At 74.2% G+C, this 23751-nt stretch carries 16 protein-coding genes, 2 tRNA genes, 1 pseudogene and 1 riboswitch; of the genes and pseudogenes, 7 read left to right on the forward strand and 12 right to left on the reverse strand.

Annotated elements, in window-relative coordinates; all coding sequences use genetic code 11:
- Positions 1-624 precede the first annotated feature (624 nt).
- The 3 genes from STTU_RS14685 to STTU_RS36075 all read left to right on the forward strand — a co-directional run bounded on the left by STTU_RS14685 (position 625) and on the right by STTU_RS36075 (position 5113).
- On the forward strand, positions 625-2055 hold the full coding sequence (locus STTU_RS14685) for a hypothetical protein (RefSeq protein ID WP_007824184.1): 1431 nt from the start codon (positions 625-627) through the stop codon (positions 2053-2055).
- Between the two features lie 430 nt (positions 2056-2485).
- The gene (trmB, locus tag STTU_RS14690) at positions 2486-3388 is read left to right on the forward strand and encodes a tRNA (guanosine(46)-N7)-methyltransferase TrmB (protein WP_007824185.1); all 903 of its coding nucleotides are present in this window, start codon (positions 2486-2488) and stop codon (positions 3386-3388) included.
- Positions 3389-3619: 231 nt separating this feature from the next.
- The gene (locus STTU_RS36075; protein ID WP_007824186.1) at positions 3620-5113 is read left to right on the forward strand and encodes a PrsW family intramembrane metalloprotease; all 1494 of its coding nucleotides are present in this window, start codon (positions 3620-3622) and stop codon (positions 5111-5113) included.
- Positions 5114-5126: 13 nt separating this feature from the next.
- Here the strand turns inward: STTU_RS36075 and STTU_RS14700 are convergent, their stop codons facing one another.
- From STTU_RS14700 to STTU_RS14740, 8 genes are all read right to left on the reverse strand, one after another.
- A complete protein-coding gene (locus tag STTU_RS14700; RefSeq protein WP_043255234.1) occupies positions 5127-6071 on the reverse strand; it encodes an aldo/keto reductase in 945 nt (314 codons plus the stop codon).
- Between the two features lie 283 nt (positions 6072-6354).
- Positions 6355-7707 (reverse strand): M23 family metallopeptidase, encoded by a 1353-nt coding sequence (locus STTU_RS14705; RefSeq protein WP_199785022.1) that lies wholly within the window; start codon positions 7705-7707, stop codon positions 6355-6357.
- A gap of 12 nt (positions 7708-7719) precedes the next feature.
- Positions 7720-7858, reverse strand: a riboswitch (cyclic di-AMP (ydaO/yuaA leader).
- Between the two features lie 185 nt (positions 7859-8043).
- A complete protein-coding gene (locus tag STTU_RS14710; RefSeq protein WP_043257410.1) occupies positions 8044-9210 on the reverse strand; it encodes a PP2C family protein-serine/threonine phosphatase in 1167 nt (388 codons plus the stop codon).
- A gap of 877 nt (positions 9211-10087) precedes the next feature.
- Positions 10088-10161 (reverse strand) — tRNA-Met (locus tag STTU_RS14720).
- Between the two features lie 51 nt (positions 10162-10212).
- Positions 10213-12837 (reverse strand): ABC transporter permease, encoded by a 2625-nt coding sequence (locus tag STTU_RS14725; RefSeq protein ID WP_007824190.1) that lies wholly within the window; start codon positions 12835-12837, stop codon positions 10213-10215.
- Positions 12838-13085: 248 nt separating this feature from the next.
- Positions 13086-13922: a molybdate ABC transporter substrate-binding protein gene (modA, locus tag STTU_RS14730; RefSeq protein WP_007824191.1), complete on the reverse strand. Its 837-nt coding sequence runs from the start codon at positions 13920-13922 to the stop codon at positions 13086-13088.
- 71 nt (positions 13923-13993) lie between these two features.
- Positions 13994-14395, reverse strand: a complete 402-nt coding sequence (locus STTU_RS14735; RefSeq protein WP_007824192.1) for a TOBE domain-containing protein — start codon at positions 14393-14395, stop codon at positions 13994-13996.
- 280 nt (positions 14396-14675) lie between these two features.
- Entirely contained in the window at positions 14676-15407 is a 732-nt protein-coding gene (locus STTU_RS14740) for an SDR family oxidoreductase (protein ID WP_007824193.1), read from the reverse strand.
- A 158-nt stretch (positions 15408-15565) separates the two neighbouring features.
- Here STTU_RS14740 and STTU_RS14745 point away from each other — a divergent pair, with 158 nt between their 5' ends.
- Positions 15566-16261, forward strand: coding sequence for a TetR/AcrR family transcriptional regulator (locus STTU_RS14745; RefSeq protein WP_007824194.1), 696 nt, complete (start codon positions 15566-15568; stop codon positions 16259-16261).
- A gap of 584 nt (positions 16262-16845) precedes the next feature.
- On the opposite strand, the gene STTU_RS14750 is transcribed toward STTU_RS14745, so the two are convergent.
- Positions 16846-18480, reverse strand: a complete 1635-nt coding sequence (locus STTU_RS14750; RefSeq protein ID WP_007824196.1) for an MFS transporter — start codon at positions 18478-18480, stop codon at positions 16846-16848.
- A 127-nt stretch (positions 18481-18607) separates the two neighbouring features.
- Here STTU_RS14750 and STTU_RS14755 point away from each other — a divergent pair, with 127 nt between their 5' ends.
- From STTU_RS14755 to STTU_RS14765, 3 genes are all read left to right on the forward strand, one after another.
- Positions 18608-19237 (forward strand): XRE family transcriptional regulator, encoded by a 630-nt coding sequence (locus STTU_RS14755; protein ID WP_007824197.1) that lies wholly within the window; start codon positions 18608-18610, stop codon positions 19235-19237.
- A gap of 101 nt (positions 19238-19338) precedes the next feature.
- The gene (locus tag STTU_RS14760) at positions 19339-20265 is read left to right on the forward strand and encodes a class I SAM-dependent methyltransferase (RefSeq protein WP_007824198.1); all 927 of its coding nucleotides are present in this window, start codon (positions 19339-19341) and stop codon (positions 20263-20265) included.
- A 186-nt stretch (positions 20266-20451) separates the two neighbouring features.
- Positions 20452-20817: a hypothetical protein gene (locus STTU_RS14765; protein WP_007824200.1), complete on the forward strand. Its 366-nt coding sequence runs from the start codon at positions 20452-20454 to the stop codon at positions 20815-20817.
- 165 nt (positions 20818-20982) lie between these two features.
- Here the strand turns inward: STTU_RS14765 and STTU_RS14770 are convergent.
- The 3 genes and pseudogenes from STTU_RS14770 to STTU_RS14780 all read right to left on the reverse strand — a co-directional run.
- A pseudogene (locus tag STTU_RS14770) lies at positions 20983-21762 on the reverse strand (GH12 family glycosyl hydrolase domain-containing protein); the annotation flags it as partial.
- Positions 21763-22059: 297 nt separating this feature from the next.
- Positions 22060-22132, reverse strand: a tRNA-Lys gene (locus STTU_RS14775).
- A gap of 83 nt (positions 22133-22215) precedes the next feature.
- A complete protein-coding gene (locus tag STTU_RS14780; RefSeq protein WP_007824203.1) occupies positions 22216-23745 on the reverse strand; it encodes an amino acid permease in 1530 nt (509 codons plus the stop codon).
- Positions 23746-23751 lie beyond the last annotated feature (6 nt).

The following is a 23751-nucleotide window of genomic DNA, read 5'->3' on the forward strand; positions in this document are numbered from 1 at the left end:
CTCCCCCACCTCACCGCTCCCCCCACCCCCACCCGACCCCGTCTCCCCACCCCCAGCCCCACACCTCACCCCCACCCCACACCCCATCAACCTCGCCCCCCCTCGCCCTCCCCCCGTCCCACTCCCCCGCCCCGCTCCCCCGCGCCAGGCCCCCGCCACCCCCGGGTGGCGACCAACTCGGCCTGTGGGCCGCCAACCCCGGGCCACCCCGGGCGAGGCGGCGCGCGGGGGGCGGTGGGGACGCGGGGGATCGCCCTCCGGATGTGGCGGCGGGCGGGCGGCGGCGGGGTGGGCGGAGGAGGACGGCGTCAACAGACCGTGACCGGCGGCGGAGGGGCCGGCAGGGCGCTGCGGGTGGGGCGGCGGGGTTCGGCGCCGGGGCCCGTGGCGCGGGAAAGGCGCTGCCCGGCGCTGCGGGCGGCGCCGCGTCGGGGGTCCGGCCGGGGGCGGGGCACGAGCGTCGTCGAGGCCCGGCGGCGAGGCGCGCCCGGCCACGGGGAGCGGCAACAATCTCGCCATCCGGAACCGCCGCTCTTAACGCTTGGGATGCGAAGAACTACGCTGGGTTTACCAATGCCGCACGGTTATGCCGGAGCGGCGGGCGTCTGTGTCGAGGGGTGGCGCATGTCCAGGGAGCAACGCGGACCGAACGAGAAACTCGGTGCCGTCCTCGCCCTCGCGGGCATCAGCAACGCGGGGCTTGCGCGGCGTGTGAACGACCTCGGTCAGCAGCGGGGGCTGACCCTGCGTTATGACAAGACCTCGGTGGCGCGCTGGGTGTCGAAGGGGATGGTGCCGCAGGGCGCCGCCCCGCACCTCATCGCGGCGGCCATCGGGCAGAAGCTGGGCCGACCGGTCCCGCTGCACGAGATCGGCCTCGCCGACGCCGACCCGACGCCGGAGGTGGGCCTCACCTTCCCGCGCGATGTCGGCAGGGCCGTGAAATCGGCGACCGAGCTGTACCGGCTCGACCTCGCCGGGCGTCGCGCCGGGGGAGGCATCTGGCAGTCGCTCGCCGGGTCTTTTTCGGTGAGCGCCTACGCCACGCCGGCTTCGCGCTGGCTCATATCCCCGGCGGACGGTTCGGTGGCGCGCGAGCCCGCCGCGGCGGGGCCGGGAGAAGGGGGCGGCACGGCGTTCCGCGTCGGGCACAGCGATGTGCGCAAGCTGCGCGAGGCCGCCGAGGACGCGCGGCGCTGGGACTCCAAGTACGGGGGCGGCGACTGGCGTTCGTCGATGGTGCCGGAATGCCTGCGGGTCGAGGCGGCACCACTCCTGCTCGGCGCGTACTCCGACGACGTCGGGCGCGCGCTCTTCGGCGCGACCGCCGAGCTGACCCGGCTCGCGGGCTGGATGGCCTTCGACACGGGGCAGCAGGAGGCGGCGCAGCGCTACTACATCCAGGCGCTGCGGCTCGCGCGTGCGGCGGCGGATGTGCCGCTGGGCGGGTACGTGCTCGCGACGATGTCGCTCCAGGCCACGTACCGGGGCTTCGGGGACGAGGGCGTCGATCTCGCGCAGGCCGCCGCCGAGCGGAACCGGGGGCTCGCGACCGCGCGCACCATGAGCTTCTTCCGGCTCGTCGAGGCGCGTGCGCACGCGCGGGCCAAGGACGCCCCGGCGGCCTCGGCGGCGCTGCGGGCGGCGGAGAGCTGGCTGGAGCGGGCGCGGCCCGGCGACGAGGACCCGGCATGGCTCGGCTTCTACGGCGAGGACCGTTTCGCCGCGGACGCCGCCGAGTGCTACCGCGACCTCAAGCATCCGCGCCAGGTGCGCCGCTTCACGGAGCAGGCGCTGTCGCGGCCGACGGAGGAGTACGTGCGCTCGCACGGCCTGCGGCTCGTGGTCTCGGCGGTCGCCGAGCTGGAGTCCGGGAACCTCGACGCGGCGTGCGAGCAGGGTTCACGGGCGGTCGAGGTCGCCGGGCGGATCTCCTCCGCGCGGACGAAGGAGTACGTGAAGGACCTGCTCCGGAAGCTGGAGCCGTACGGGGACGAGCCACGCGTCGCCGAACTGCGGGAGCGCGCGAAACCGCTGCTGGTGGCACCGGCGTAGGGGGACGGGGAGGTACGGGGCGGGGCGGCGGCACGGGGCGGGGCCGGCGGTACGGGGCGGCCCGGCGGTACGGGGCCGGGGCCCGGCCGTACGGGGTGGCTCCGGGCGCGCGGGCGGCTCGGCCCGTACGGTCGCCCCACCCCACTTCCGCCGCCCCGCTTCCGTCACTCCGCTCCCACCTCCGCCGCCCGCTCCCACCGCCCGCCCCGCGCCACCACCAGGCGCTCGAAGCGCGTAGAGGGCGCGAAGGCGTGCGGTGAGCGCGAGGGAGTGCGGCGCGGAGAGGGCGGTGGGCGAGAGGGAGGGCGTACGCAGGGCGCGAAGGCGTGCGGTTATCCACAGGCTGTGGACAATCACACTGCCGCGCCCTTCCGCCCGCCTCGCCGCCCGCCTCCGTCCGCCGCCCCGGTTCCGTAGAATCGACGGCATTGTGTCCGAGCACCCCACCACCCCCGCGCCGACCGCGAGCCCCACGGCCGCCGAGTCCGCCACGCCGACCACCGAGCCCGCCACGCGCCCCGGCGCCGAGGCCCTGCCGCCCCGTACCCGGGCGCAGGGGCGGATGTTCGTCGAGGGCGTGGGCCCCGCCGCCGATCCTTCGCGCGCGCTGGGTGAGCGCCGTATCAAGAGCTTCACGCCGCGCCGCAGCCGCGTGACCACCGCGCAGGCCGAACACCTGCGGCAGCACTGGTCGCGCTGGGGCCTGGACGTCGACGGGCGTGAGGTCCTCGACCTCAAGACGCTCTTCGAAGGGCTGCCCGTCGTTTTGGAGATCGGCTTCGGCATGGGCGAGACGACGGCGAGGATGGCCGCCGCCGATCCCACGACGGGCATCCTCGCCGTCGACGTGCACACCCCGGGGCAGGGGCAGCTGCTCGGTCTCGCCGCCGCGAGCGGCCTGGAGAACGTACGGGTCGCGAACGGCGACGCCGTCGTCCTGCTCCGCGACATGCTGCCCGCCGCCTCGCTCGCGGGGGTACGGGTCTACTTCCCCGATCCCTGGCCCAAGACCCGGCACCACAAGCGGCGCATCATCCAGCCGCACTTCCTCGACCTGGCGGCGAGCCGCGTGGCGGAGGGCGGCGTGCTGCACTGCGCGACCGACTGGGAGCCGTACGCGGAGCACATGCTGGAGGTGCTGAGCGCCCACCCGGCCTTCGACAACACGGCCCCGGGCGACGGCTTCGCCGAGCGCCCCGCCTTCCGGCCCGAGACGCGGTTCGAAGGCCAGGGCCTGCGGAAGGGCCACGTGGTGCACGACCTGCTCTTCCGGCGGAACGGGTACGAGGTGGCGGAGCCCGAGCGGGTGGGGGCCGCGCCCGAGGAGGGGTGAGCCCCGGGTGCCTCGCCGTGGCCGCGGTCGGCCGCCGTGGTGTCGGCCGGCGCGCAGCCGCCGCCGGTGCCTCCCGAGGACGAACACGCGTTCCGCGTTCGGCTGTCGGTGCGGGTCGTTAAGGTCGGAGGCGTGAACTCTCCGTCTGCCCCGCCCGCACCGCAGGGGCTTCTGACGCCGCGACGGCCGCGCTGGTGGCGCCGCCGGGGCGCGCGTCTCACCGGCCTCGCCGTGCTGCTCGCGCTGTGCGGCCTCGTGATGCTGGGGCTCGTGCGGGAGGAGACGGGGACCGAGGCGTTCCTCGTGGGCCTCGGCCTCGCGGTACTGCCCGCGCCCGCCGTGGTGCTCGCGTTCCGCTGGCTGGGCCGCGCGCACCCCCTGCCCTGGGGCACGCACGCCTTCGTGCTCGCCTGGGGAGCCTGCGCGGGAGCGCTCATCGCGCTCGTCGCGAACAGCTTCGTCGCGGTGTGGCTGGCCGACGCCTGGGCCCACCCGGTCGATCCGAACACGCTCGCCGCGTTCGCGGTCGCGCCCGTCGTCGAGGAGAGCGCGAAGGCCACGGCACTCCTGCTCGTCCTGGTCTTCCGCGGTCGTCTCATACGCGGGCCCGTCGACGCGGTGGTCCTCACGGGCCTCACGGCGACGGGCTTCGCCTTCACCGAGAACATCCTCTACCTCGCCAAGGCGTTCGGCTCCGACCGCGACGAGGGCACAGGGGCCGCCATCACGGTCGCCACGTTCTTCATCCGTGCGGTCTTCTCGCCCTTCGCGCACCCGCTCTTCACCTGCATGACGGGCCTCGGCGTGGGCCTCGCGCTGCTGAGCCGGCGCCGCGTGGGCCGCGTCCTGCTCCCCGTCGCGGGCCTGCTGCTCGCGATGGGCATGCACGCGGCGTGGAACGGCTCGACGGTCCTCGGCCCGCTCGGCTTCCCGCTCGTGTACGTGACGATCATGATCCCGGCGCTCGGCTTCACCGTGTGGCTCGTGCTGTGGCACCGGCAGCGCGAACTGCGCACGGTGCGCGAGACGCTGCCCCGGTACGCCCTCGCGGGCTGGCTCTCCCCGTACGAACCCCTCGCGCTCGGCTCGCTGCGCTCGCGCCGCATCGCCGCCGAGTTCGCCTCGTACCACGGGATACGTGCCGACGCGCGCCGCCTGCGCCTGTACGCCGCCGCCGCAACACGCCTCGCGCTGCTGCGCTCCGACGCCGAACGCGGCCGTCGCACCCCCGACTTCGCGCACCGCGAGCGCGCGCTCCTCGACCACCTGTGGCGGGACCGCGCCCTCGCCCGGCCCGCCTTCGCCCACTCCTGGCGCCTCGCCCCGCCCCGCGCCCCGCACCTCCTCCCCGCCCAACCGGCCGACGCGGCGGCCCCCGGGGGCTGGTACGCCCCTCCGGCCGGGTGGCCACCCGCCCCGCCACGCGGGTACGGGCAGGGCCCCGGCTACGGGCACGGGTTCGGGCACGGGCACGGGGCACCGCCGCCGCACGGCCGGGCCAAAGCCCCGTACGGCGGGAGCCCGGCCCCGTACGGCTACGGCGGGAGCCCGGCCCCCCACGGCCACGGCGGGCGTCCGGCCCCGTACGGCTACGGCGGCCCGGCCCCGTGCGTCCCGGGACAGCCCCCGTACGCGGCCGTCCCCGCCGGGATTCCGACGGGGACGGGGCTACAGCCGACCGGGGAGGACGCGCGCCACGATCCGTGGGCGCCACCACGGGAGTAGCGGGGGCGGGGCCTCAGGCGGAGGCCGCCGTGAGCTTGTCCACCTCGCCCTGGGTGAGGGTCAGGTCGGCGAGGGCAACGAGCGCCTTGAGCTGCTCGGGGGTGCGGGCGCTGGCGATCGGCGCGACGACGGTCGGTCGCGCGGCCAGCCAGGCGAGCGCGACGGTGGCGATCTCGGCGCCGTGCGCCTCGGCGACCTCGTCGAGCGCGACGAGCACCTTGCGGCCCCGCTCCGTTTCGAGGTGCTTGCCCGCGCCCTGCGCGCGGGCGCTGTCGACGGTGGTGCCGGGGCGGTACTTGCCCGTCAGGAAGCCGGCCGCGAGGCCGTAGTACGGGACGGCCGCGAGCCCGCCGCGCCCGGCGATGTCCTGGAGCCTGCCCTCGTACGTGTCGCGCGAGACGAGGTTGTACTGCGGCTGGAGCGCGACGTACTTCGCGATCCCCTCGCGGTCGGAGAAGTCCAGCGCCTCCTGAAGCCGCTCCGGGGAGATGTTCGAGGCGGCGATGGCGCGGATCTTGCCCGCCCCGACCAGTTCGTCGAGCACCGTCAGGAACTCCCCGACCTCGACCGACTCGTCGTCGTAGTGCGTGTAGTAGAGGTCGATGTAGTCGCTCTGGAGGCGGCGCAGGGAGTCCTCGACAGCCGCCTTGACCGTGTCGGCGCGCAGGCCCTTGCGCGTGGACAGCGCGCCGCCCTTGGTCGCGACGACGACGTCGGAGCGGTTGCCGCGCGCCTTCATCCACTCGCCGATGATGCGCTCCGACACTCCGCCCTCGTTGCCCGGCGCCCATTGGCTGTAGGCATCGGCGGTGTCGACGAAGTTGCCGCCCGCCTGCGTGTAGCCGTCGAGGACGGCGAAGGAGGTGTCGCGGTCGGCCGTCCAGCCGAAGACGTTGCCACCGAGGGCGAGGGGGAAGACCTCGATGTCGGAGGCACCGAGGGGGCGGAGAGAAGTCATGAGGACAACCAACTCCTGAGGCGGTCAGAAAATTCCCGGCGGGGGGAATCGCTGGGGCGGGGGAAGCGGTGACCGCGCGGCGGCAGGGCGTCGGCTGCGGTGGGACGGGTCTGCGTCGCAGCGGAGTCCGCGCGGCGGAGGTATCCGCACGGACGCGGACACTTCCGCCACGCTGAAACTTCTTGCGTGCGGACTCTTCCGCCGCGCGGTCACCTCTCCCGCGCGGTCACCTCTCCCGCGCGGTCACCCCTCTCGCGCGGTCACCCCTCCCGCGCGGGCCGGCTCAGGGCTGCTGGCCGTGGTCCTGGAGCCACGGGAGCGGGTCGACCGCCGCGCCGCCCGCCGGGTGGACCTCCAAGTGGAGGTGAGGGCCTGTCACGTTGCCGGTCGCACCGACGCGACCGATGACCTCACCGGTCGTCACCTTCTGCCCCACGCTCACCGAGATCGAGGACTGGTGGCAGTACCACAGCTCCGTACCGTCGTCGAGAAGGAGCACGGTGCGGTAGCCGTACGCGCCGGACCAGCCCGCCTCCTGGACGGTCGCCGAGTGGATCGCCTTGAGCGGCGTGCCGGTCGGCGCGGCGAAGTCGAGCCCCGTGTGGTGCCCGGAGGACCACATCGAGCCACCGTCGCCGAAGTGCGAGGTGAGGGTGTAGGAGGCGACGGGGAGGGTGTAGCTGCGGGCGAGTTCCGCGAGGCGCTTCGCCTCCGCCTTCGCCTTCGCCTCGGCCTCCGCCCTGGCCTTCGCCGCCGCTTCCTTCTTCTCCTGCTCGTCCGCGGCCTTCTTCTGCGCCTGCGCGGCGTGGTCGGCGGCGGCCTGCGCCGCGACCGCCTCGGCCTGTTCGCGGGCCGTACGGTCCGCGCTGTCGGCCTGATTCTCGGCCTGCGCGAGGATGCGGGCGCGCAGCGCCTCGCCCGCGTCGGTGGCGCCCTGCTCGCGGTCGGTGTCGCTGAGCCCGGCGTTGGTGAGCGGCGCGGCGGCGGGGTTGGCGGCGAGCTGTTCGGGCGTGTCGCCCTTGGCGTCGGCGACGAGCGAGCCGATGCCGGGGAGCGACTCGGCGTCCGGCAGCACCTGCTTGAGCTGCCCGGTCACCTCCGTGACCTTCTCCGGCAGCGAGAGCTTCACCGGCGGCTTCTCCTGCGCCGAGGCGATACCGCCCGCGCCGACCGCAGCGAGCACCCCGACTCCGAGCACGGTCGAGCTGCGGGCGAGTCCGCCGCGCTGCTTGGCGACCCGGTGCCGGCCGCGCACGGACCCGAGCGATTCCTCTGTCGGGTTCCACTCGCCGCCCGCCTCGGGAGCACCGCTCCCGTACGCGCCGAATCCGACGGAGCCCGGGTAGACGTCCACCGGGGCGGCGTGACCCGCGGGGGGCGCGTACGCGGCGGGGGCGGCGTCGGTCCCGTACGGCAGGCGCGGGGCGGACCCGTACGACTGGGCGGAACCGTACGACTGCGCCGGGGCGGACCCGTAGGGCTGCGCGGGGACGGACCCGTACGACTGGGTGGGGACGGCGGACCCGTAGGGCGCGCCGGAGATGGGGGCCGGGGGCTGGGCCGGCAGCGAACCGCCGGGGGTGAGCATGCCGGTGGGGAAGGCGCTCGGGCCGGGGGCAGGCGGGTTGGACGCCACGAAGGCGACTCTCCTTTCCTTCCTTCTCGCCTACCGGGTTAGCTGACGGGTTCGGAGCAGGAAGGTCTCCTACGGGCACCCGTACGGGCACCCGATTCACCCCGGAAGAGTGGTTCCCCGGTTCCCTCGCGGGATTCGGCGCACGCGCGCGGAGCCGACGCTCTCGCCGACTGGGACGACCGCGCTGCGTTATCGAACGTTAATAGACCCGGAGGGGTGATTCCAAGCCGTTGCCGATGATCCTTTACGGCCACCACCAGCGGCTAAACGGACATGTGGCGAGTGATCCGGACGAGTTGACCGGGCAATCGTCCAGGCTGTGAATCTGATGGGGCGTCAATTGTTATCGAATGATTCACGCGGGGTCACGGGTCCCAGAGTTTCGGTCTCGGCGGCCGTACCGGTCCCTCCAGCCGCCCCGGCCGTCGCGCCGGTCGTGCCCTGGGCCGGGGCATCGGGGCGGCGGACGGCGAGCAGGGCCATGTCGTCCGTCGTGGCGCCGCCCGTGTACCGCAGGACCTCCTCGGTGATCGTGGTCAGCAGGGCACGCGGGTGCGGGAAGACGCGGCCGCTGAGGCGGGCGACGGGGTCGTAGAAGCGCCCGCGCGCGTCGCGGGCCTCGGAGAGGCCGTCGGTGTAGAGGAGGAGGGTCGCGCCGGGCGGGAAGTCGATGATCTCGGCGCGGTCGGGCCAGGCGCCGAGTTCGCCCATCCCGAGCGGGAGCGCGTGCTCGCCGGGGGTCAGGACGTGGAGGCGGCCGTCGCGTTCGAGGAGCAGCGGTTCGGTGTGGCCGCGGTTGACGAGGCGCAGTTCGGCGGCGCCGCGCGGGACCTCGGCGAGCACGGCGGTCGTGAAGCCCTCGAAGGCGTCGAGCGCGCGACGGCGCAGGCCCTCGCGGGCGAGGGCGCGTTCGAGGCGCTGGGCGACGCCCTCCACGGTCGGCTCCTGCTCGGCGGCCTCGCGAAACGCCCCGATGACGACCGAGACCGCCTCGACCGCGCCGAGCCCCTTGCCCCGCACGTCGCCGAGCACCATACGGACGCCGTACGGGGTGTCCTGCACGGCGTACAGGTCCCCGCCGATGAACGCGTCGGCCTCGGCGGCCTCGTACTGCGCGGCGACGTCGAGCCCGCCGATCCGCTCGGCGGGCACGGGCAGCACGGCGCGCTGCGCGACGGCGGCGACGTTCTGCACGGAGGCGAGGCGGCGGTCGCCGCGGCGGATGAGGGCGTTGATCAGCACGGCGAGCGCGGCGACGGTGAGCACGGTGCTCAGCTCGATGAGGAACGGCCCGGTGGGCAACCTTCCTCGGATGACCTGGAGCAGGATCTCCCCGACGACCGCGAGCCCCCCGACCCCCGCGGTGACCCGCGACGAGGCGAAGGGCGCGGCCACGAGCGGCGCCGCGGCGAAGAACGGCGCCCCGGTGAACGTCGCGGGCGCGAACAACCCGAGGACGAACCCGCAGACCACCAGCAGCAACGGCACCACCCGCACCAGCACCCGCACCGCCACCTCCCGCCGCGCCCACGCGGCCGCAAGCTGGGGGTGCGGCTGGGGCCGGTGCGGCGGCGGAGGCGGAACCGGCTTGTAGTCCTGACGGGGCGGGGTGTCCCACGTGGAGCCGCCGGAATCGCTGGAGCTGCCGGAATCGCCGGAACTGCCTGAGGAGGCGGAGGGGCTGAGGGAGGGGTCGGCGGAGGTGGAGGTGGAGGGGCTGCGGGAGGCGGCAGCCGCGGAGGCGTCGGAGGCGTCGGAGGATGGTGGGTTGCCGGAGGAGCCGGGGCGGGCGGCGGACGCGGGGACACCCGAGGACTCGGGGCCGCTCGCGGGCGCCGAGTCGGAGGAGGACTCCGGATTCGCGGAGGCACCGGAACCCTCGGAACCGGTACCGGCTCGGTGGTCCGATTCTGAGTCGTCAGCGGCCGAACCGCCCTGCCCCCCGAAGACCGGCCCGGAGCCGACAGGCCCGGAGCCGACCGGCCCAGGGCCGACCGACCCGGAGCCGATCAGCCCGGGGTCGGTGTGCGGGCGGCTCTCCTGCCCGGGGGTCGTGCGGGGGCCGCCCTCCGGCTCGGGGTCGAGCCCGTCGGGCCCCGCCTGTCCGGAGTTCTTTGGCGTAGAAGATACGGAGGGCGGCGAGCCGGGGGTGGGGTCTTCGGGGCGTGCGGAGTCGTTGTCCCCGCCCGGCCCCGTTCCTCGCTGCCCCAAGGCTCGCCTCCCGCCGGCCGTGCGCGCGCCCGCGCCCCTTGTACGTACGTACTTCTTCCAGGGTCGCGCCGGGAGAGCGGTGCCGCGAGTCGGGGACGGCCGGGCGGGGCTCCGCCACGGCATGACGAAGGCCCCGGCGCCTTGGGGGCGCCGGGGCCTTCGTACTGAGTAGCGGGGACAGGATTTGAACCTGCGACCTCTGGGTTATGAGCCCAGCGAGCTACCGAGCTGCTCCACCCCGCGTCGGTAAACCCAACTCTACACCCTTCCCGGAGTGCTCCGCGCCACCGTTGTTCACAGGGGCACGAGGGTGATGTCCGTGGCCTTCACGCTCGCCCAGACGGGCGTGCCCTCGTGGAGGGCGAGGTCGGCGGCGGCCTCGGGGGTGATCTCGGCGATGAGGGCGGGGCAGTCGGGGCCGGCGAGGAGGACGCGGAGGCGGCTGCCGAGAGCGGTGATCTCGGTGACGGTGCAGGCGTAGGTGTTGCGGGGGCTGCCGCTCGGGCGGCTCGGGTGGAGTGCGACGGACTCGGGGGCGATGACGGCGAGCCCAGGGGTGCCGGGAGGCGGGGCGGGAGCGTCGGCGGGGGGTGCGACGACGAGGTGGCCACCGCCCTCGGGGGCGAGCCCGTCCGGGGTGAGGGTGCCGGGCCAGGCGTTGCGGCCGAGCATGCGCGCGACCCAGGCGGACCGGGGACGGCGCGCGACCTCGGCGGGCGGCGCGTCCTGCACCGTACGGCCCCCGTCGAGCACGAGAACGCGGTCGGCGAGCGAGACCGCCTCGACGGGATCGTGGGTGACGAGCAGGCAGACGCCCCCGAAGCCGTTGAGGTGACGGCGCAGGGCGTGCCGTACCTGGGCGCGGGTGGTCTGGTCGAGCGCGGCGAGGGGTTCGTCGAGCAGGAGCAGGCGGGGGCGGACGGCGAGGGCGCGCGCGAGCGCGACGCGTTGCGCCTGGCCGCCGGAGAGCTGGGCGGGGCGACGGTGGGCGAGGTGCCCGACGCCGAGCCGGTCCAGGTGTGCGCGCGCGGTACGGCGGGCCTGGGCGCGCGGCACGCCGTTGGCGCGGAGGCCGTAGGCGGTGTTGGCGAGCGCGCTCAGGTGCGGGAAGAGCGCGCCGTCCTGCGGCACCCACGCGACGCCGCGCCGGTGCGGGGGCAGGGCGGTGACGTCGTCGGCGCCGAGGCGGAGTTCGGCGTGGGCGCGGGGGGTGAGGCCGAGGAGGGCCCGTAGGAGGGTCGTCTTGCCCGCTCCGTTGCGGCCCACGACGGCGACGGTGGTGCCGGGCTCCGCGTCGAGGTCGAGATGCGTGTAGCCGCTCAGGCTCGCGTGCAGCGCGTACGTGGGTGTGGGGTCATGGGCCTCCTCGGTGGTGTCGCGGGCCTCGCCAGGTGCGAGGTCCTCGTCGGACGTGGTGGAAGCGGGTCCTTCGCCGGGCCGGGGGCGCGACTCGGCGAGAGCTCGCTTGCCCGCACCTTGCCCCGTGAGATCGCCGCGACCCTTTTCCACCGCTTCTTCACTCCAACGGCTGAACTCGCCGCTTTGTTCGGCTTCGCGGGCACCCGGAGCGGGGTCCCGGACGTCTTCCTCTGTGACGGCGGAGGAATGGGAGCGGGCGGTACGGGCGTCGGGGGCGGCGCCGGTCCAGCGGCCCCGCAGGCCGATGAGGACGGCCATCGCGATGGCGAGGAGGAGCAAGGAGACGGAGGTGGCGGCTTCCGGGGAGTCCTGGAGGAGGAGGTAGACCTGGAGCGGGAGGGTCTGGGTGGTGCCGGGGAGATTGCCGGCGAAGGTGATGGTGGCGCCGAACTCGCCGAGCGCGCGGGCCCAGGTGAGTGCGGCTCCGGCGGCGAGGCCGGGGGCGACGAGAGGGAGGGTGACGGTACGGAAGACGCGCAGCGGGGAGGCGCCGAGCGAGGCGGCGGTCTCCTCGTAGCCGGGGCGGAGCCCGGCGAGGGTGCCTTCCAGGCTGATGACGAGGAAGGGCATGGAGACGAAGGCGGCGGCGAGTACGGCGCCGGAGGTGTGGAAGGGCAGGACGATCCCGAAGGTGTCCTCCAGCCACGGCCCGAGCAGCCCGCGCCGCCCGAAGCCGAGCAGCAGCGCGACACCGCCGACGGTGGGGGGCAGCACCATCGGCAGCAGGACGAGGGAACGGACGAGCGCCTTGCCGGGGAAGTCGGTGCGGGCGAGGAGCCAGGCGAGGGGCACGCCGAAGAGAAGGGAGAGCCCGAGGGCACCGAGTGAGACGAGGAGCGAGAGACGGAGGGCGGTGAGTGTCTCGGGGCTGGTGAGGTGGGTCCCGAGCTGACTCCACGAGGTGCGGGCCAGCACCCCGAGGAGCGGGATCAGGAGGAGGGCGACACCGAGGAGAGCGGGGACGACAAGGGCGAGCGGGGCGCGACGGCGGGGGCGCGGCGCGCGGCGACGAGGACGTGCGGCGCCGCGACGAGGGCGACTGGCGCTCGGCGTGCCGACGCCTGGGCCAGGGCGTGGGGTGCGCGTGAAGTGGGGACGGGGGCTCGGAGTTCGAGAGGTGTCGGCGGGGGCGACGGGACGGTCGGGCGCGTCCCGTACTCCTGGCCCGTTCGGGACGCCGAGGCCCTCCGGCGCGGCGGGGACCTCCCGCACGCCTGGGTCCTCCGGGACGCCTGGGTCCTCCGGGGCGCCGGAGTCTCCCCGCCCGCCGGGGACCTCCCGCACGCCCGGGTCCTCCGGGACGCCGGGGACCTTCCGCACGGCCGGGTTCTCCAGCACGCCCGAGTTCTCCGGGACGCCGGGGGCCTTCCGCACGGCTGGGTTCTCCGGCGAACCGAGGACCTCCCGTACGCCGGGGACGTCCGGCACACCGGAGACCTCCGGCTCGTCGGGGACCTCCGGAACATCGGGGCCCGTCCCCACCTGGGGCCGCTCCAGCACACCAGGCTCCGACCCATCAGGCCGCTCCACCCCACCGGGCTCCGGCCCATTAGGCCCCTCCGGCCCACCGGGACCCTCCCGCGCCGCGCGTTCCTCCCGCGTGGCGGGTTCCTCCCGTGCCGCTCGGTCCTCCGTCGGCCGGTCCGGCACGTCCGGCAGGCCCGCGCCTGGTGTGTTGTCCGTCCCGGGTGGTGCGGGCGGGGCGGACGGCTCGGTGGGCGTGGGCCTGTCGGGGTGGGCGGGGTCGGTCACGGCTGCTGGAAGCCCGCGTGCTGGAGGATGCTCTGGGCCTCGCTGCCGGAGAGCCAGGTGAGGAAGTCGGCGGTGGCCTCGGCGTGCTTGGAGCCCTTGAGGGCGGCGGCGGGGTAGGAGGCGACGGCGTTCTGGGCGTCGGGGATGTCGATGGCGTCGACCTTGTCGGGGACGGTCGCGGCGTCGGTCTTGTAGACGATGCCGGCATCGGCCTCGCCGAGCTGGACCTTGCTCAGGACGGCGCGGACGTTCGGCTCCTCGGAGACGGCCTTGACCTTGAGGTGCTGCTTGTCGAGGACCTGGCGGGAGTAGTTGCCCACCGGGACCTCCTTCGCGGCGAGCACGACCTTGAGCTTGGGGTCGGTGAGGTCCTTGAGGTTGTCGACCTTCTCCGGGTTGCCGTCGCCCACGGCGATGACGAGGCGGTTCTTGGCGATGACGGCGGGGGTGCCCGTCTCGCCCTTGAGGCCGTCCATGGTCTTGGTGTCGGCGGTGACGATGGCGTCGGCGGGGGCGCCCTGGCGGACCTGGGCGGCGAGTTCCTGGGAACCGGCGAAAGAGAACTTCAGGGCGATGCCGGGGCGTTCCTTCTCGTACGTCTTCTTCGCCTCGCCGAAGACGTCGGTCAGTGAGGAGGCGGCGAGGACGGTGAGGTCGGCCTTCTCGGACTCCTTGACGTCCTTGGCGCTGGAGGAGCTGGTGGAGCCGGGGTCGCGCTTCTCGGCGGTCTCGTGGTCGTCGCCGCAGGCGGCGAGGGCGCCGACGAGGAGGGCGGAGGCGAAGACCCCGGTCGTGGCGCGCCGCAGGGTGCGGGCTGTGGGCAGCGAGGACATGGCGGAGGGCTCCTGACGGTGGGGGCGGAGGAAGGGACGAGGAAGGGGAGGACGAGAGGCGGTGGCCGGGGTCAGTAGCGGTCCACGTGCACGTTCGTGGACTTGACGCGTGCGGTGGCTTCCATGCCGACCTCCAGGCCGAGTTCCTCGACGGCCTCGCGGGTCAGCAGGGAGACGAGCCGGTGCGGTCCGGCCTGGATCTCGACCTGGGCGGCGACGTCCCCGAGGCGGACGGCGGTGACGATGCCGGGGAAGGCGTTGCGCACGGAGGTGTACGGTTCCTCGTCCTCCCCACCTCCTCCTCCGCCCTGGCCGACCTCGACGCACAGCGCGGCGAGGTCGCGCCCCGCGATGAGCCGGCGTCCGGAGTCGTCCCGGTGGGTGGCTACCCGCCCGGCATCGGCCCAGCGCCGTGCGGTGTCGGGGCTGACCCCGAGCAGCCGCGCCGCGCGGCCAATTGTGTAGGACTGCATGTGCGGAAAACTAGGGCGCCTGGGCTCGCAAGTGCAAGATCGGACGGTTTTTCTCCTGGCACCTGCGGTTCTCCGCTACGTGGAGCCGAGCCGCCCTCGGACGGCCCGCACGGTCCGAGCCGCCCTCGGACGGCCGCTACGACCCCGCACGTCCCCTGCAACCCGAACCCTCCGAGCCCACCGAACCCCCGCGCCCCTCGCCCAGCCCCCCCCAGCCCCCCCCCCAGAGCCAGCCCCCAGAGCCAGACCCACCCCAGGCTCAGCCCCCCACTCCCCCGCCTCACCCCTGGACGGTCGGCCGGAGTGTGATGGCGCCGATCTCGACGTCGTGGGGCTGTTCGACGGCGAAGGCGATGGCGCGGGCGACCGCTTCGGGGGCGAGGGCGAAGGGGAGCATCGCCGCGTGGGGGCTGTCGGCGCCGGACGGGGGTGCGGTGAGTTCGGTGCGGACGTAACCGGGGCTGATCGTGGTGGTGCGCAGGGTGCCGTCCGTGGATTCCTGGCGGAGTGCCTCCATGAAGGTGCGGACGGCGTTCTTGGTGGCGGCGTAGACCGCCTGGCCGGGGACGATCTTGAGGCCGGAGGTGGAGACGGTCGCGACGACGTGACCTTCGCCCTGGGCGCGGAAGACGGGGAGGGCGGCGGCGACGCCGTGCAGGACGCCGCGCAGGTTGACGTCGACCATCGCGGTCCAGGCGGCGAGGTCGAGTGCGGCGACGGGGCCCACGGTGGCGACTCCGGCGTTGGCGACGAGGACGTCGAGTCGCCCGTACTCCTCGACCGCCCGCGCCACCATCGCTTCCTGGTCGCCCGGCACGGTGACGTCGGCGGGCAGCGCGAGCGCCCGGCCGCCCTCGGCGCGGATCTCGGCGGCGAGGGCGTCAAGGCGGTCCGTGCGGCGGGCGCCGAGGACGACGGCGGCGCCGCGCGCGGCGAGCAGCCGGGCCGTGGCCTCGCCGATGCCGCTGCTCGCGCCGGTGAGGGCGACTACTTTCCCTGTGATGCCTGACATGGGGCGGCTCACTCTCGTACGGTGGGGGACGGAAAGAGAGACGGACACGTGTCCGCTTACCTTCGGACCGTACCGGACACGTGTCCGCTTGTCCACGAACGGGCCCCTCCGCGCGTACGAGGGTGAGTGCGCCACCGTGCGCCACCGACAGGAGCACCATGCCGACCGACCCCGGCCACGCCGAACCCACGCCCGGGCAACCCGAGCCGCCCGCGCACCCCGAGGCACCCGCCGACGCCTCCCGAGCCGGGGCACCCGCCGACGCCCCCCGCCCCGAGGCTGACGCCGACGCCCCTCCCGCCGACCGCCGTCGCGCCGATGCCGTGCGCAATCGCGCCCGGATCGTGGCGGCGGCGCGGGACGCGCTGGCGGAGGCGGCGCCGGGCGAGGAGTTGCGGCTCAACGCGGTGGCCAAGGCAGCGGGGGTCGGCCAGGGCACGCTGTACCGGCACTTCGCGACGCGCGAGGAACTGCTCGCCGAGGTTCACCGCCAGGACGTGGCCGAACTGGTCGACGAGGCGGACACGTTGCTCGCCGCGTACTCGCCGGTGGAGGCGCTGGGCCGGTGGTTCGACCGGCTCACCGCGTACGCGCGCGTGAAGCGGGGGGTGCTCGCGGCGCTGGAGCCCCGCGCGTGGAACGCGCTCACGGCGCGCAGTCACGGCACACTGACCGAGGCGATCGAGCGCCTGCTCGCGGCGGGACGGGCGGACGGGAGCATCCGCGCGGACGTGGACGCGCGCGACGTCATGGTCCTCATCGCGTACCTCTCGCGCCTGGAGGAGTCCGAGTGGCCGACGCGGGCACGCCGCCTCCTGGACGTGCTCCTCAACGGACTGCGTACGCGCCCCTGACCCTCCGGCCGGGCACGCGGCTCCCGACCGTCCGCCCTCCTGCGGCGAGACAGGGCCGGACTCGCGTTCACGAGCGGTCCGTGCCTTCGCGTCCGTACGGGCCAGGCGTCCCCCTCGCCGCCGCGCGGACGCACCGCTGCACCGCCGCGCGCGGGCACCCTCCCGGCCTCCCAGGGCCGGGAAGCACGAGCGGGCGCCTCCACAACTCCCCTCCCACTCGGCAGCGTTGCCCCCCCACCGCCCGTCCCGCCCAGCCCGCTTCACCGCTGGCCGCCCCTCGCGGCCGTCCGCGCGGGCAGCGGCGCGAGGGCGAGAGCGGTCAGGACGCCGTCGCGGGGCGCGGTGAGCATGGCCCGTACGTTCGCGGCCTCGTCGGACAACGGCCCGGCCGACCTGTCCGCGTCCCACGCGCGCGGCACCACGGCGACGGCGCTCGCGAGCCCGATCGCCCCGCCCGTCCACGCGCCCGCCCTCGTCGGACAACGGCCCGGCCGGCCCGTCCGTGTCCCTCACGCGCGGCACCACGACGACGGCGCTCGCGAGCCCGGTCGCCCCTGCCCGTCCACGCGCCGCCGCCCCTCACCTCATCCCGCGACCTCCCGCTCCCGCACCCCGCCCCCCTGCGCGTCTCCGCCTCCGCCGCCTTCCGCGTCCTCGTCACCGCCGCCCCTTCCACCCTCAGCGCGCCCAGCGTCCTCCGCCCCCTCCGGAGCCCCGCGCCCCGGTCCCCGCACCGCCACGTACACGCACAGCGCCGCCATCACCCCGACGCCCGCCCACATCGCGTGCTGCCAGCCCGATACGAACGCGTTCCGCGCCGTGTCGACGAGCGTGTCCGCCCGATCGCCCGCTCCCGGCGCCGCCTCGACGGCGTTCGCCAGTCCCTCGCGCGCGGTCGCGGCCGTGTCGTGCGGTACGCCGTCGAGACGGCCCGCGAGCGCGTGGCGGTAGCCCGCCGAGAGCAGCGCGCCGAGCAGCGCCACGCCGAGCGCCGTACCGAACTCGCGGGTCACGTCGTTGAGCGCGGAGGCCACGCCCTGGCGCGCGCGGGGCAGCGTGCCGGTGATCGCCTCGGTCGACGGGGTCATGGAGAGCCCCATCCCCGCGCCCATCGCGAGCATCCCGGGCAGCAGCGACGGATAACCGCCGTCGACCGAGACCATGCCCGCCATGAGCGCGAGCCCCGCCCCGGCGAGCGCGATGCCCGCGACCATCGTGGCGCGCGCCCCGGCCCGTACCGCGAGCTTCGGCGCGAGTCCCGAACTGACCATCATCAGCAGGGCCATGGGCATCATGCCGAGCGTCGAGACGAGCGCCGACCACCCCAACACCGCCTGGAAGAAGGGGAAGAGCACCACGAAGATCCCGGCCTGCACCCCGAACACGGCGAGGAGCGTCACGGAGCCGCTCGCGAGGCCGCGCGAGCGGAAGAGCCGCACGTCGAGCAAGGCCCCTTCCCCGCGCCGCAGTTCCCACGCGACGAAGCAGCAGGCCGCGAGGAGCCCGGCGACGAGCGCCGCGAGCGTGAGCGGGTCGCCCCACCCCCGCGCGGGTCCTTCCTGGAGTACGAGGATGAGCCCGACGACGGCGACGGCCGAGGTGACCGCCCCGACAACGTCGTACGAACGCCCCTCGCGTTCGCGTGAGTTGGGCACGTACCGTACGGCCATCACGAGCGCGACCGCGACGAGGACCACGGGCAGCACGAAAAGCCACCGCCATCCGGCGACGTCCACGAGCAGCGCCGAGACGAACATCCCGAGGATGCCCCCGCCGCCCGCGACGCCCGTCCACACGCCGATCGCCTTGCCACGCTGCTCGGTGGGGAAGGTCGCGGTGATGACGGCGAGCGTGACCGGCATGATCATGGCCGCCCCGAGGCCGCTCAACAACCGTGCGGCGAACATGACTTCGGTACTCGTCGCGAGTCCCGCGACGACGTTCGCGACACCGAAGACGAGCAGCCCCGCGAGCAGCGCGGGCTTGCGCCCGAGCCGGTCGCCGAGCGCGCCGAGCGGCAGCAGCAGGGCCGCGAGCCCGAGCGTGTAGACGTTGATGATCCACAGGATCGCGGACTGCGAGGCCCCGAAGGCCACCGCGAGATCGGGCTGCGCGACGTTGAGCCCCGACACGGAGGCGATGACCGCCATGAGCGCGATACAGACGGCGATCAGTACGAGCCGCAGCCGACGTGGAGCATCGGCAAGCTGCTGGGACATGGTTACCCCCAAGAGACCCGGGCCACGGGAGTCCCGGGCAAGGGACCCCGGGCCGGGAGGGACGACACGAGCACGGACAGCGCCGAAGCTAGACCCATGCATGCCCAGCACGCATACACTCTTGCCCATGACGCAAGACGATGACGACCTGGACAGCCTCGTGCGCAAACGGGTCCGCGCCCTGCGCGTGGCCCAGGGCTGGTCGCTCGAAGAACTGGCCCGCCGCGCGAACCTCAGCCAGTCCACACTGAGCCGGATCGAGAACGGTCAGCGCCGCCTCGCGCTCGACAGCCTCGTGACCCTCGCCCGCGCCCTCGACACGAGCCTCGACCAGCTCGTCGAGACGGCGTCCGACGACGTCGTGACCAACCCGATGATCGACGGCGCGCGCGGCCAGATGCGCTGGCCGGTGAAGGCCGACCCGGGGCTGACCGTCGTACGGCAGCGCATGACGGAACCGCCGCCGGACAACCCGTCGAAGCTGCGCGCCCACCCGGGCCGCGAGTGGCTCGTCGTCCTCTCCGGCACGGCGACGCTGCTCCTCGGCCACCGCCGCTTCCGCGTCGAGACGAACCAGTCCGCCGAGTTCCCGACGATGCTCCCGCACGCGATCGGCACGGAGTCCGGCCCCTGCGAGATCCTGGGCATCTTCGACCGCGACGCCCGCAGGGGGCACCAGCGGGGCGACGGCGCGGCAGGAGGCGGTGGCGGCGGAGCCGGCGTAGGCGGTGGCGGCGGAGCCGGTACGGAGCGCTGACGGCACCGCCCCCTTGCGCGTACGGCACCGGAACGCCCGACGCTCTTGCGCGAGAGGCCAGACACCGGGCCCCGTACGCATATCCCCCGTACCGTGGCCCCATGTCGCACTCGCACCACACCCCCGAGCCCCACACCCCCGAACCCCACACCCCCCGCGCGCCCCACACCCCGCACGACCACAACGCCCCCGACCCCGGCCACGGCCCCGGAGCCCCCGCCCACGACCAGCACCACGAGCTGTCCGCCGACCAGGCCAAGATCCTGGACCTCGATGCCGAAGTCCTGGCCTCGCACATCGCCTCGCTCACGGACTGGCTGCCGCTGACCGCCGCGCCGCGCCACATCGTCGACCTCGGCTCCGGCACGGGCGCGGGGACCTTCGCGCTCCTCGCCCGCTTCCCCGAGGCGCACGTCACGGCCGTCGACTCCTCCGCCCCGCACCTCCAGCGGCTGCGCGAGAAGGCGTGCGCGGCGGGTCTGGACGGGCGCGTACGCACGGTGCACGCCGACCTGGACGCGGCGGCCTGGCCCGAGCTCGGCGCCCCCGACCTGGTCTGGGCCTCGGCCTCGATGCACCACATGGCCGACCCGGACCAGGCCCTGCGCCACGTCCGCGAACTCCTCGCGCCTGACGGTCTGTTCGCCCTGCTCGAACTCTCCGGCTTCCCGCGCTTCATGCCCGCGGGGGAGGAGGCCGCGCTCGAAGAGCGCGCGCACACCGCGAGCGACCGCTTCCACGCCGAGCACGTCCCGCACCGGGGCGCGGCGTGGGGGCCGAAACTGACGGCCGCGGGCTTCGGTATCGCGGGCGAACGCACCCTGGACGTACGGATCGAGGCACCCGAGAACCCGGCGATCGCCCGCTACGCCCTGGCCGGCCTGACCCGCCTGCGCACGACGGTCGCCGAGACCCTGTCCCCCGAGGACCTGAGGGCCCTGGACACCCTCATCGCCCCCGAGAACCTCACCCCCCGCCGGGACCTGACGGTCCGCACCACACGCCAGATCTGGGCCGCGCGCCCCTGACGCCGTCCTCACCGAGCCCGCTCGCCCCTGATCCCGTACGCCCCAACCCCTTACGCTCACACCCCCGTACGTACGCCTCCGACCCCGTACACCCCGGGCCGTTGTCCGAGCCCGGCCGCAACGCCGAGCCCCCTGCCTCGTTGACCCCGTTGACCTCAACGGCCGACCGGGACAGGGGACTTGCTCATGCGACCGGAACAATTCCTGACATACCTCAAGGAACTCCTCCCCACCGCCCGCACTTTCGCGGAGGCGGGCGAGAAGAAGTACCCCTTCGGCATGGTGATCCCGCGCCCGTCCGGCGAGGACCGCTGGCAGGTGATCGGCCAGCTCTCGCCCGCCGAGAAGCACGACACCCCGGCCCCCGCCACCACGGGTACCCCCACCGAGGGCCCGCCGCCGCCCGACACGGCCCCCGCTCCCGCATGGCTCGCCGCCACCCTGACCGCGGCGGCGCACCCCGAGATCGCCGCGATCACCGTGTGGCCCACGACCCCGGGCCTCACGATCGACTACCACAACGGCGCGAAGACCTTCGTCCGCGGCTTGTGACCCGGCCCGCCGCCCGATCCCGGCACGGCGGCGGCCGGTCCGGGCCCGTGGACCCGGCCCGGACCGCCCACAGCCGTCAGCGCGTACAGCGCCGTCAGCCTTCAGCGCGGTGAGCCGTCAGCCCTCAACCGCGCTCCCCCACCGCCGCCTTCTCCCCCCTCACCCGACGCTCAGCGAGAAGTCCGTCACCGCGAGGCCCGCGCCGTTCTCCCACGGCTCGAACCCCGCCTGGACGCTGGTGAGATACCACTCCGGCGTGGCCAGCCCCTCGGCGATGGCGCCGTTCACGAAGTCCTTGACGTCGAAGTCGAGCCCCGCGAGCGCGCCGGGCGCGACGTACGAGACGACGTCGTTGGAGCCGTTGCTCCCCTTCCACACGTCCCAGTTCTGCCCGGCGATCGTCGTGCTGCCGGTCTTGGAGCCGATGGGCTGGACCGGCCCGACCCTGTTGAGCCAGATCATGATCTCGGTGCGGTTGACGCCGTCGGTCTTCGGCTCCGGGTCGAGCCAGATGTCGTACGCGGCGTCGTAGACCGCGCCGTCCGTGTAGCGGTACGCGATCCGGCTCGGCGCGCTGCCGATCGCGTTCACCTTCTTCGGAAGCACCGTCCCCGGGGAGCAGTTGGTGTAGTGGCAGCCCGCGTAGATCGAGGGGTACGACTTCGGGGCGCCGTTCGTCGGGACGGAGCCGTCCGCGCGGCTCAGCGTGAAGCCGTCCCCCGACTGGTCGACGCACTGCGGGGCGGTCGTGCCCCAGGCGTTGTTCTGCACGATGTACCCGCCGGGCGTGGACACACTGCCGAACTGCTCGCAGACCTGCGCGTCGGCGACAGCCGGTCCGTTCGCGGCCGCGACGGCGGTGAGCGGACCGGCGGCGAGCACGAGCGCGGCGGCCACCGCCCGCGCCTTCCCGGCGGGGCGGGAACGAGGAGTAGTGACGTACATGGAGGGTTCCTTCCCTCGGACAACGTGGGGGGAGGGCCGTGGGGGCCCGTCGTGCGAAGGGCGGGGAGCCGCGCGGGATACGACCCGGAGAGCCGTTCCTGGGAGCGCTCCCGACCACCTCAGTCCGGAACCGTACGAAGCCGAGCCTCCCGCGACAACCCACCCCCCACCATTGGCCAGAACCCACCCCACCCCGCGGCCCGCCCGCCCCAAGACGCCCCGGCACGGCCCCGTTCAGCAGCCCCCGAAACGCCGAACGCCCCAGGCCGGGAGTCCCTGACCTGGGGCGTATGCGCGTAGACCGTGTGGGACTCGAACCCACAACCAATGGATTAAAAGTCCACTGCTCTGCCAATTGAGCTAACGGTCCCAGTGGTGCTCCCCCGAGCATAGCCCCCCGGCCGCGCGAGGCCGATCCGGTACGCGGTTCGGGGTGCCCGGGGGAGGGCGGGGTCAGTCCTCCGCCGTCGGGCCCTTTCCCCGCAGGAACCACTTCCGTGCCGACGCGAACCACCACGTCGCCGCGAAGCCCAGGACCACCAGGACGGCGACCGGGGCGTAGTTGAAGGTCTCGACCGTCACCGGGGACACCTGCGGGAGCATGAACAGGATCGTGATCACCACGACCCACGTCACCGCCGCGACGCCGATCGGGCGGGACCAGCGGCCCAGGTGCCAGGGGCCGCGCGCGAAGTCGTCGCCCCGGCGCAGGCGGAGCAGGGTCGGGACGACGTAGGCGATGTAGAGGCCGATCACGGCGATCGAGGTCACGGCCGCGTACGCCGTCTCGTTGATCAGGTACGGGAGCCCGAGGACGAGCGCGCCGAGCGCCGCGAGCCACACCGCGGCGACGGGGGTGCGGGTGCGCGGGCTCACCGTGCGCCACAGGCGCGAGAACGGGAGCGCGTTGTCGCGTGAGAAGGCGTAGATCATGCGGCTGTTGGCGGTCACGGAGGCCATGCCGCAGAAGAGCTGCGCGCCGATGACGACGAGGAGCAGGAGCTTGCCGCCGGTCGCGCCGACCGCGTCGAGGAGGATCTGCGCGGGCGGCGCCCCGGTGGGCGAGTCGCGGGCGGTCTCGTACGACTGGATCGCGTACGTGAAGCCGAGCAGCAGCACGAACCCGGCGATCCACGAGGTCCAGATCGACCGCACGATGCCCTTCGGGCCCGCGGTCGCCGCGTCGTGCGTCTCCTCGGTCATGTGTGCGGAGGCGTCGTAGCCCGTGAAGGTGTACTGCGCCATGAGCAGCCCGATCAGGACGACGTACGCGCCGCTCCCGAAGCCCGTGTGGTTCTCGAAGTGCGTGAAGACGTACGTCGTCGGCTGATGGTGGTCGGGGACGAGCGCGAGCGCGCCGACGATGACGGCGACGCCCGCGACGTGCCACCACACGCTGATGTTGTTGAGCAGGCCGACGATGCGGACGCCGAAGGTGTTGAGGAGGCCGTGCAGGACGAGGATCGCGGCGAAGAGGAGGATCGTGCGGCCGGGGGTGACCCCGAAGCCGAACTCCAGGTTCAGGTACGCGGCGAGGAAGTTCGCCGCGCCGAAGTCGATCCCTGCCGTCACGGCGACCTGCCCGAGCACGTTGAACCAGCCCGTGAACCACGCCCAGGCGGCGGCCGAGCGCGCGGGGGCGAGCCGGTGGGCCCAGAAGTACAGCCCGGCGGAGGTCGGGTACGCCGAACAGATCTCCGCCATCGCGAGCCCCACGAGCAGCGTCATCGCGCCGACGGCGACCCAGCCCCACGTGATGAGCGCGGGGCCGCCCGTGTTCATGCCGAAGAGGTAGAGGGTCAGGCAGCCGGAGAGGACCGAGATGATCGTGAAGGACACCGCGTAGTTCGAGAACGCGGACATGCGGCGCGCGAGGACCTGCGTGTAGCCGAGTTCGGCGAGCCGCGCCTCGTCGGACGACGCCTCGGCCGGGCCGGCGGACGGTGGGGGCGGTTTCTCGCCACTCGCTGCTGTATTTGTCATGTGCGC

This window comes from Streptomyces sp. Tu6071, assembly GCF_000213055.1.
GTDB lineage: Bacteria > Actinomycetota > Actinomycetes > Streptomycetales > Streptomycetaceae > Streptomyces > Streptomyces evansiae.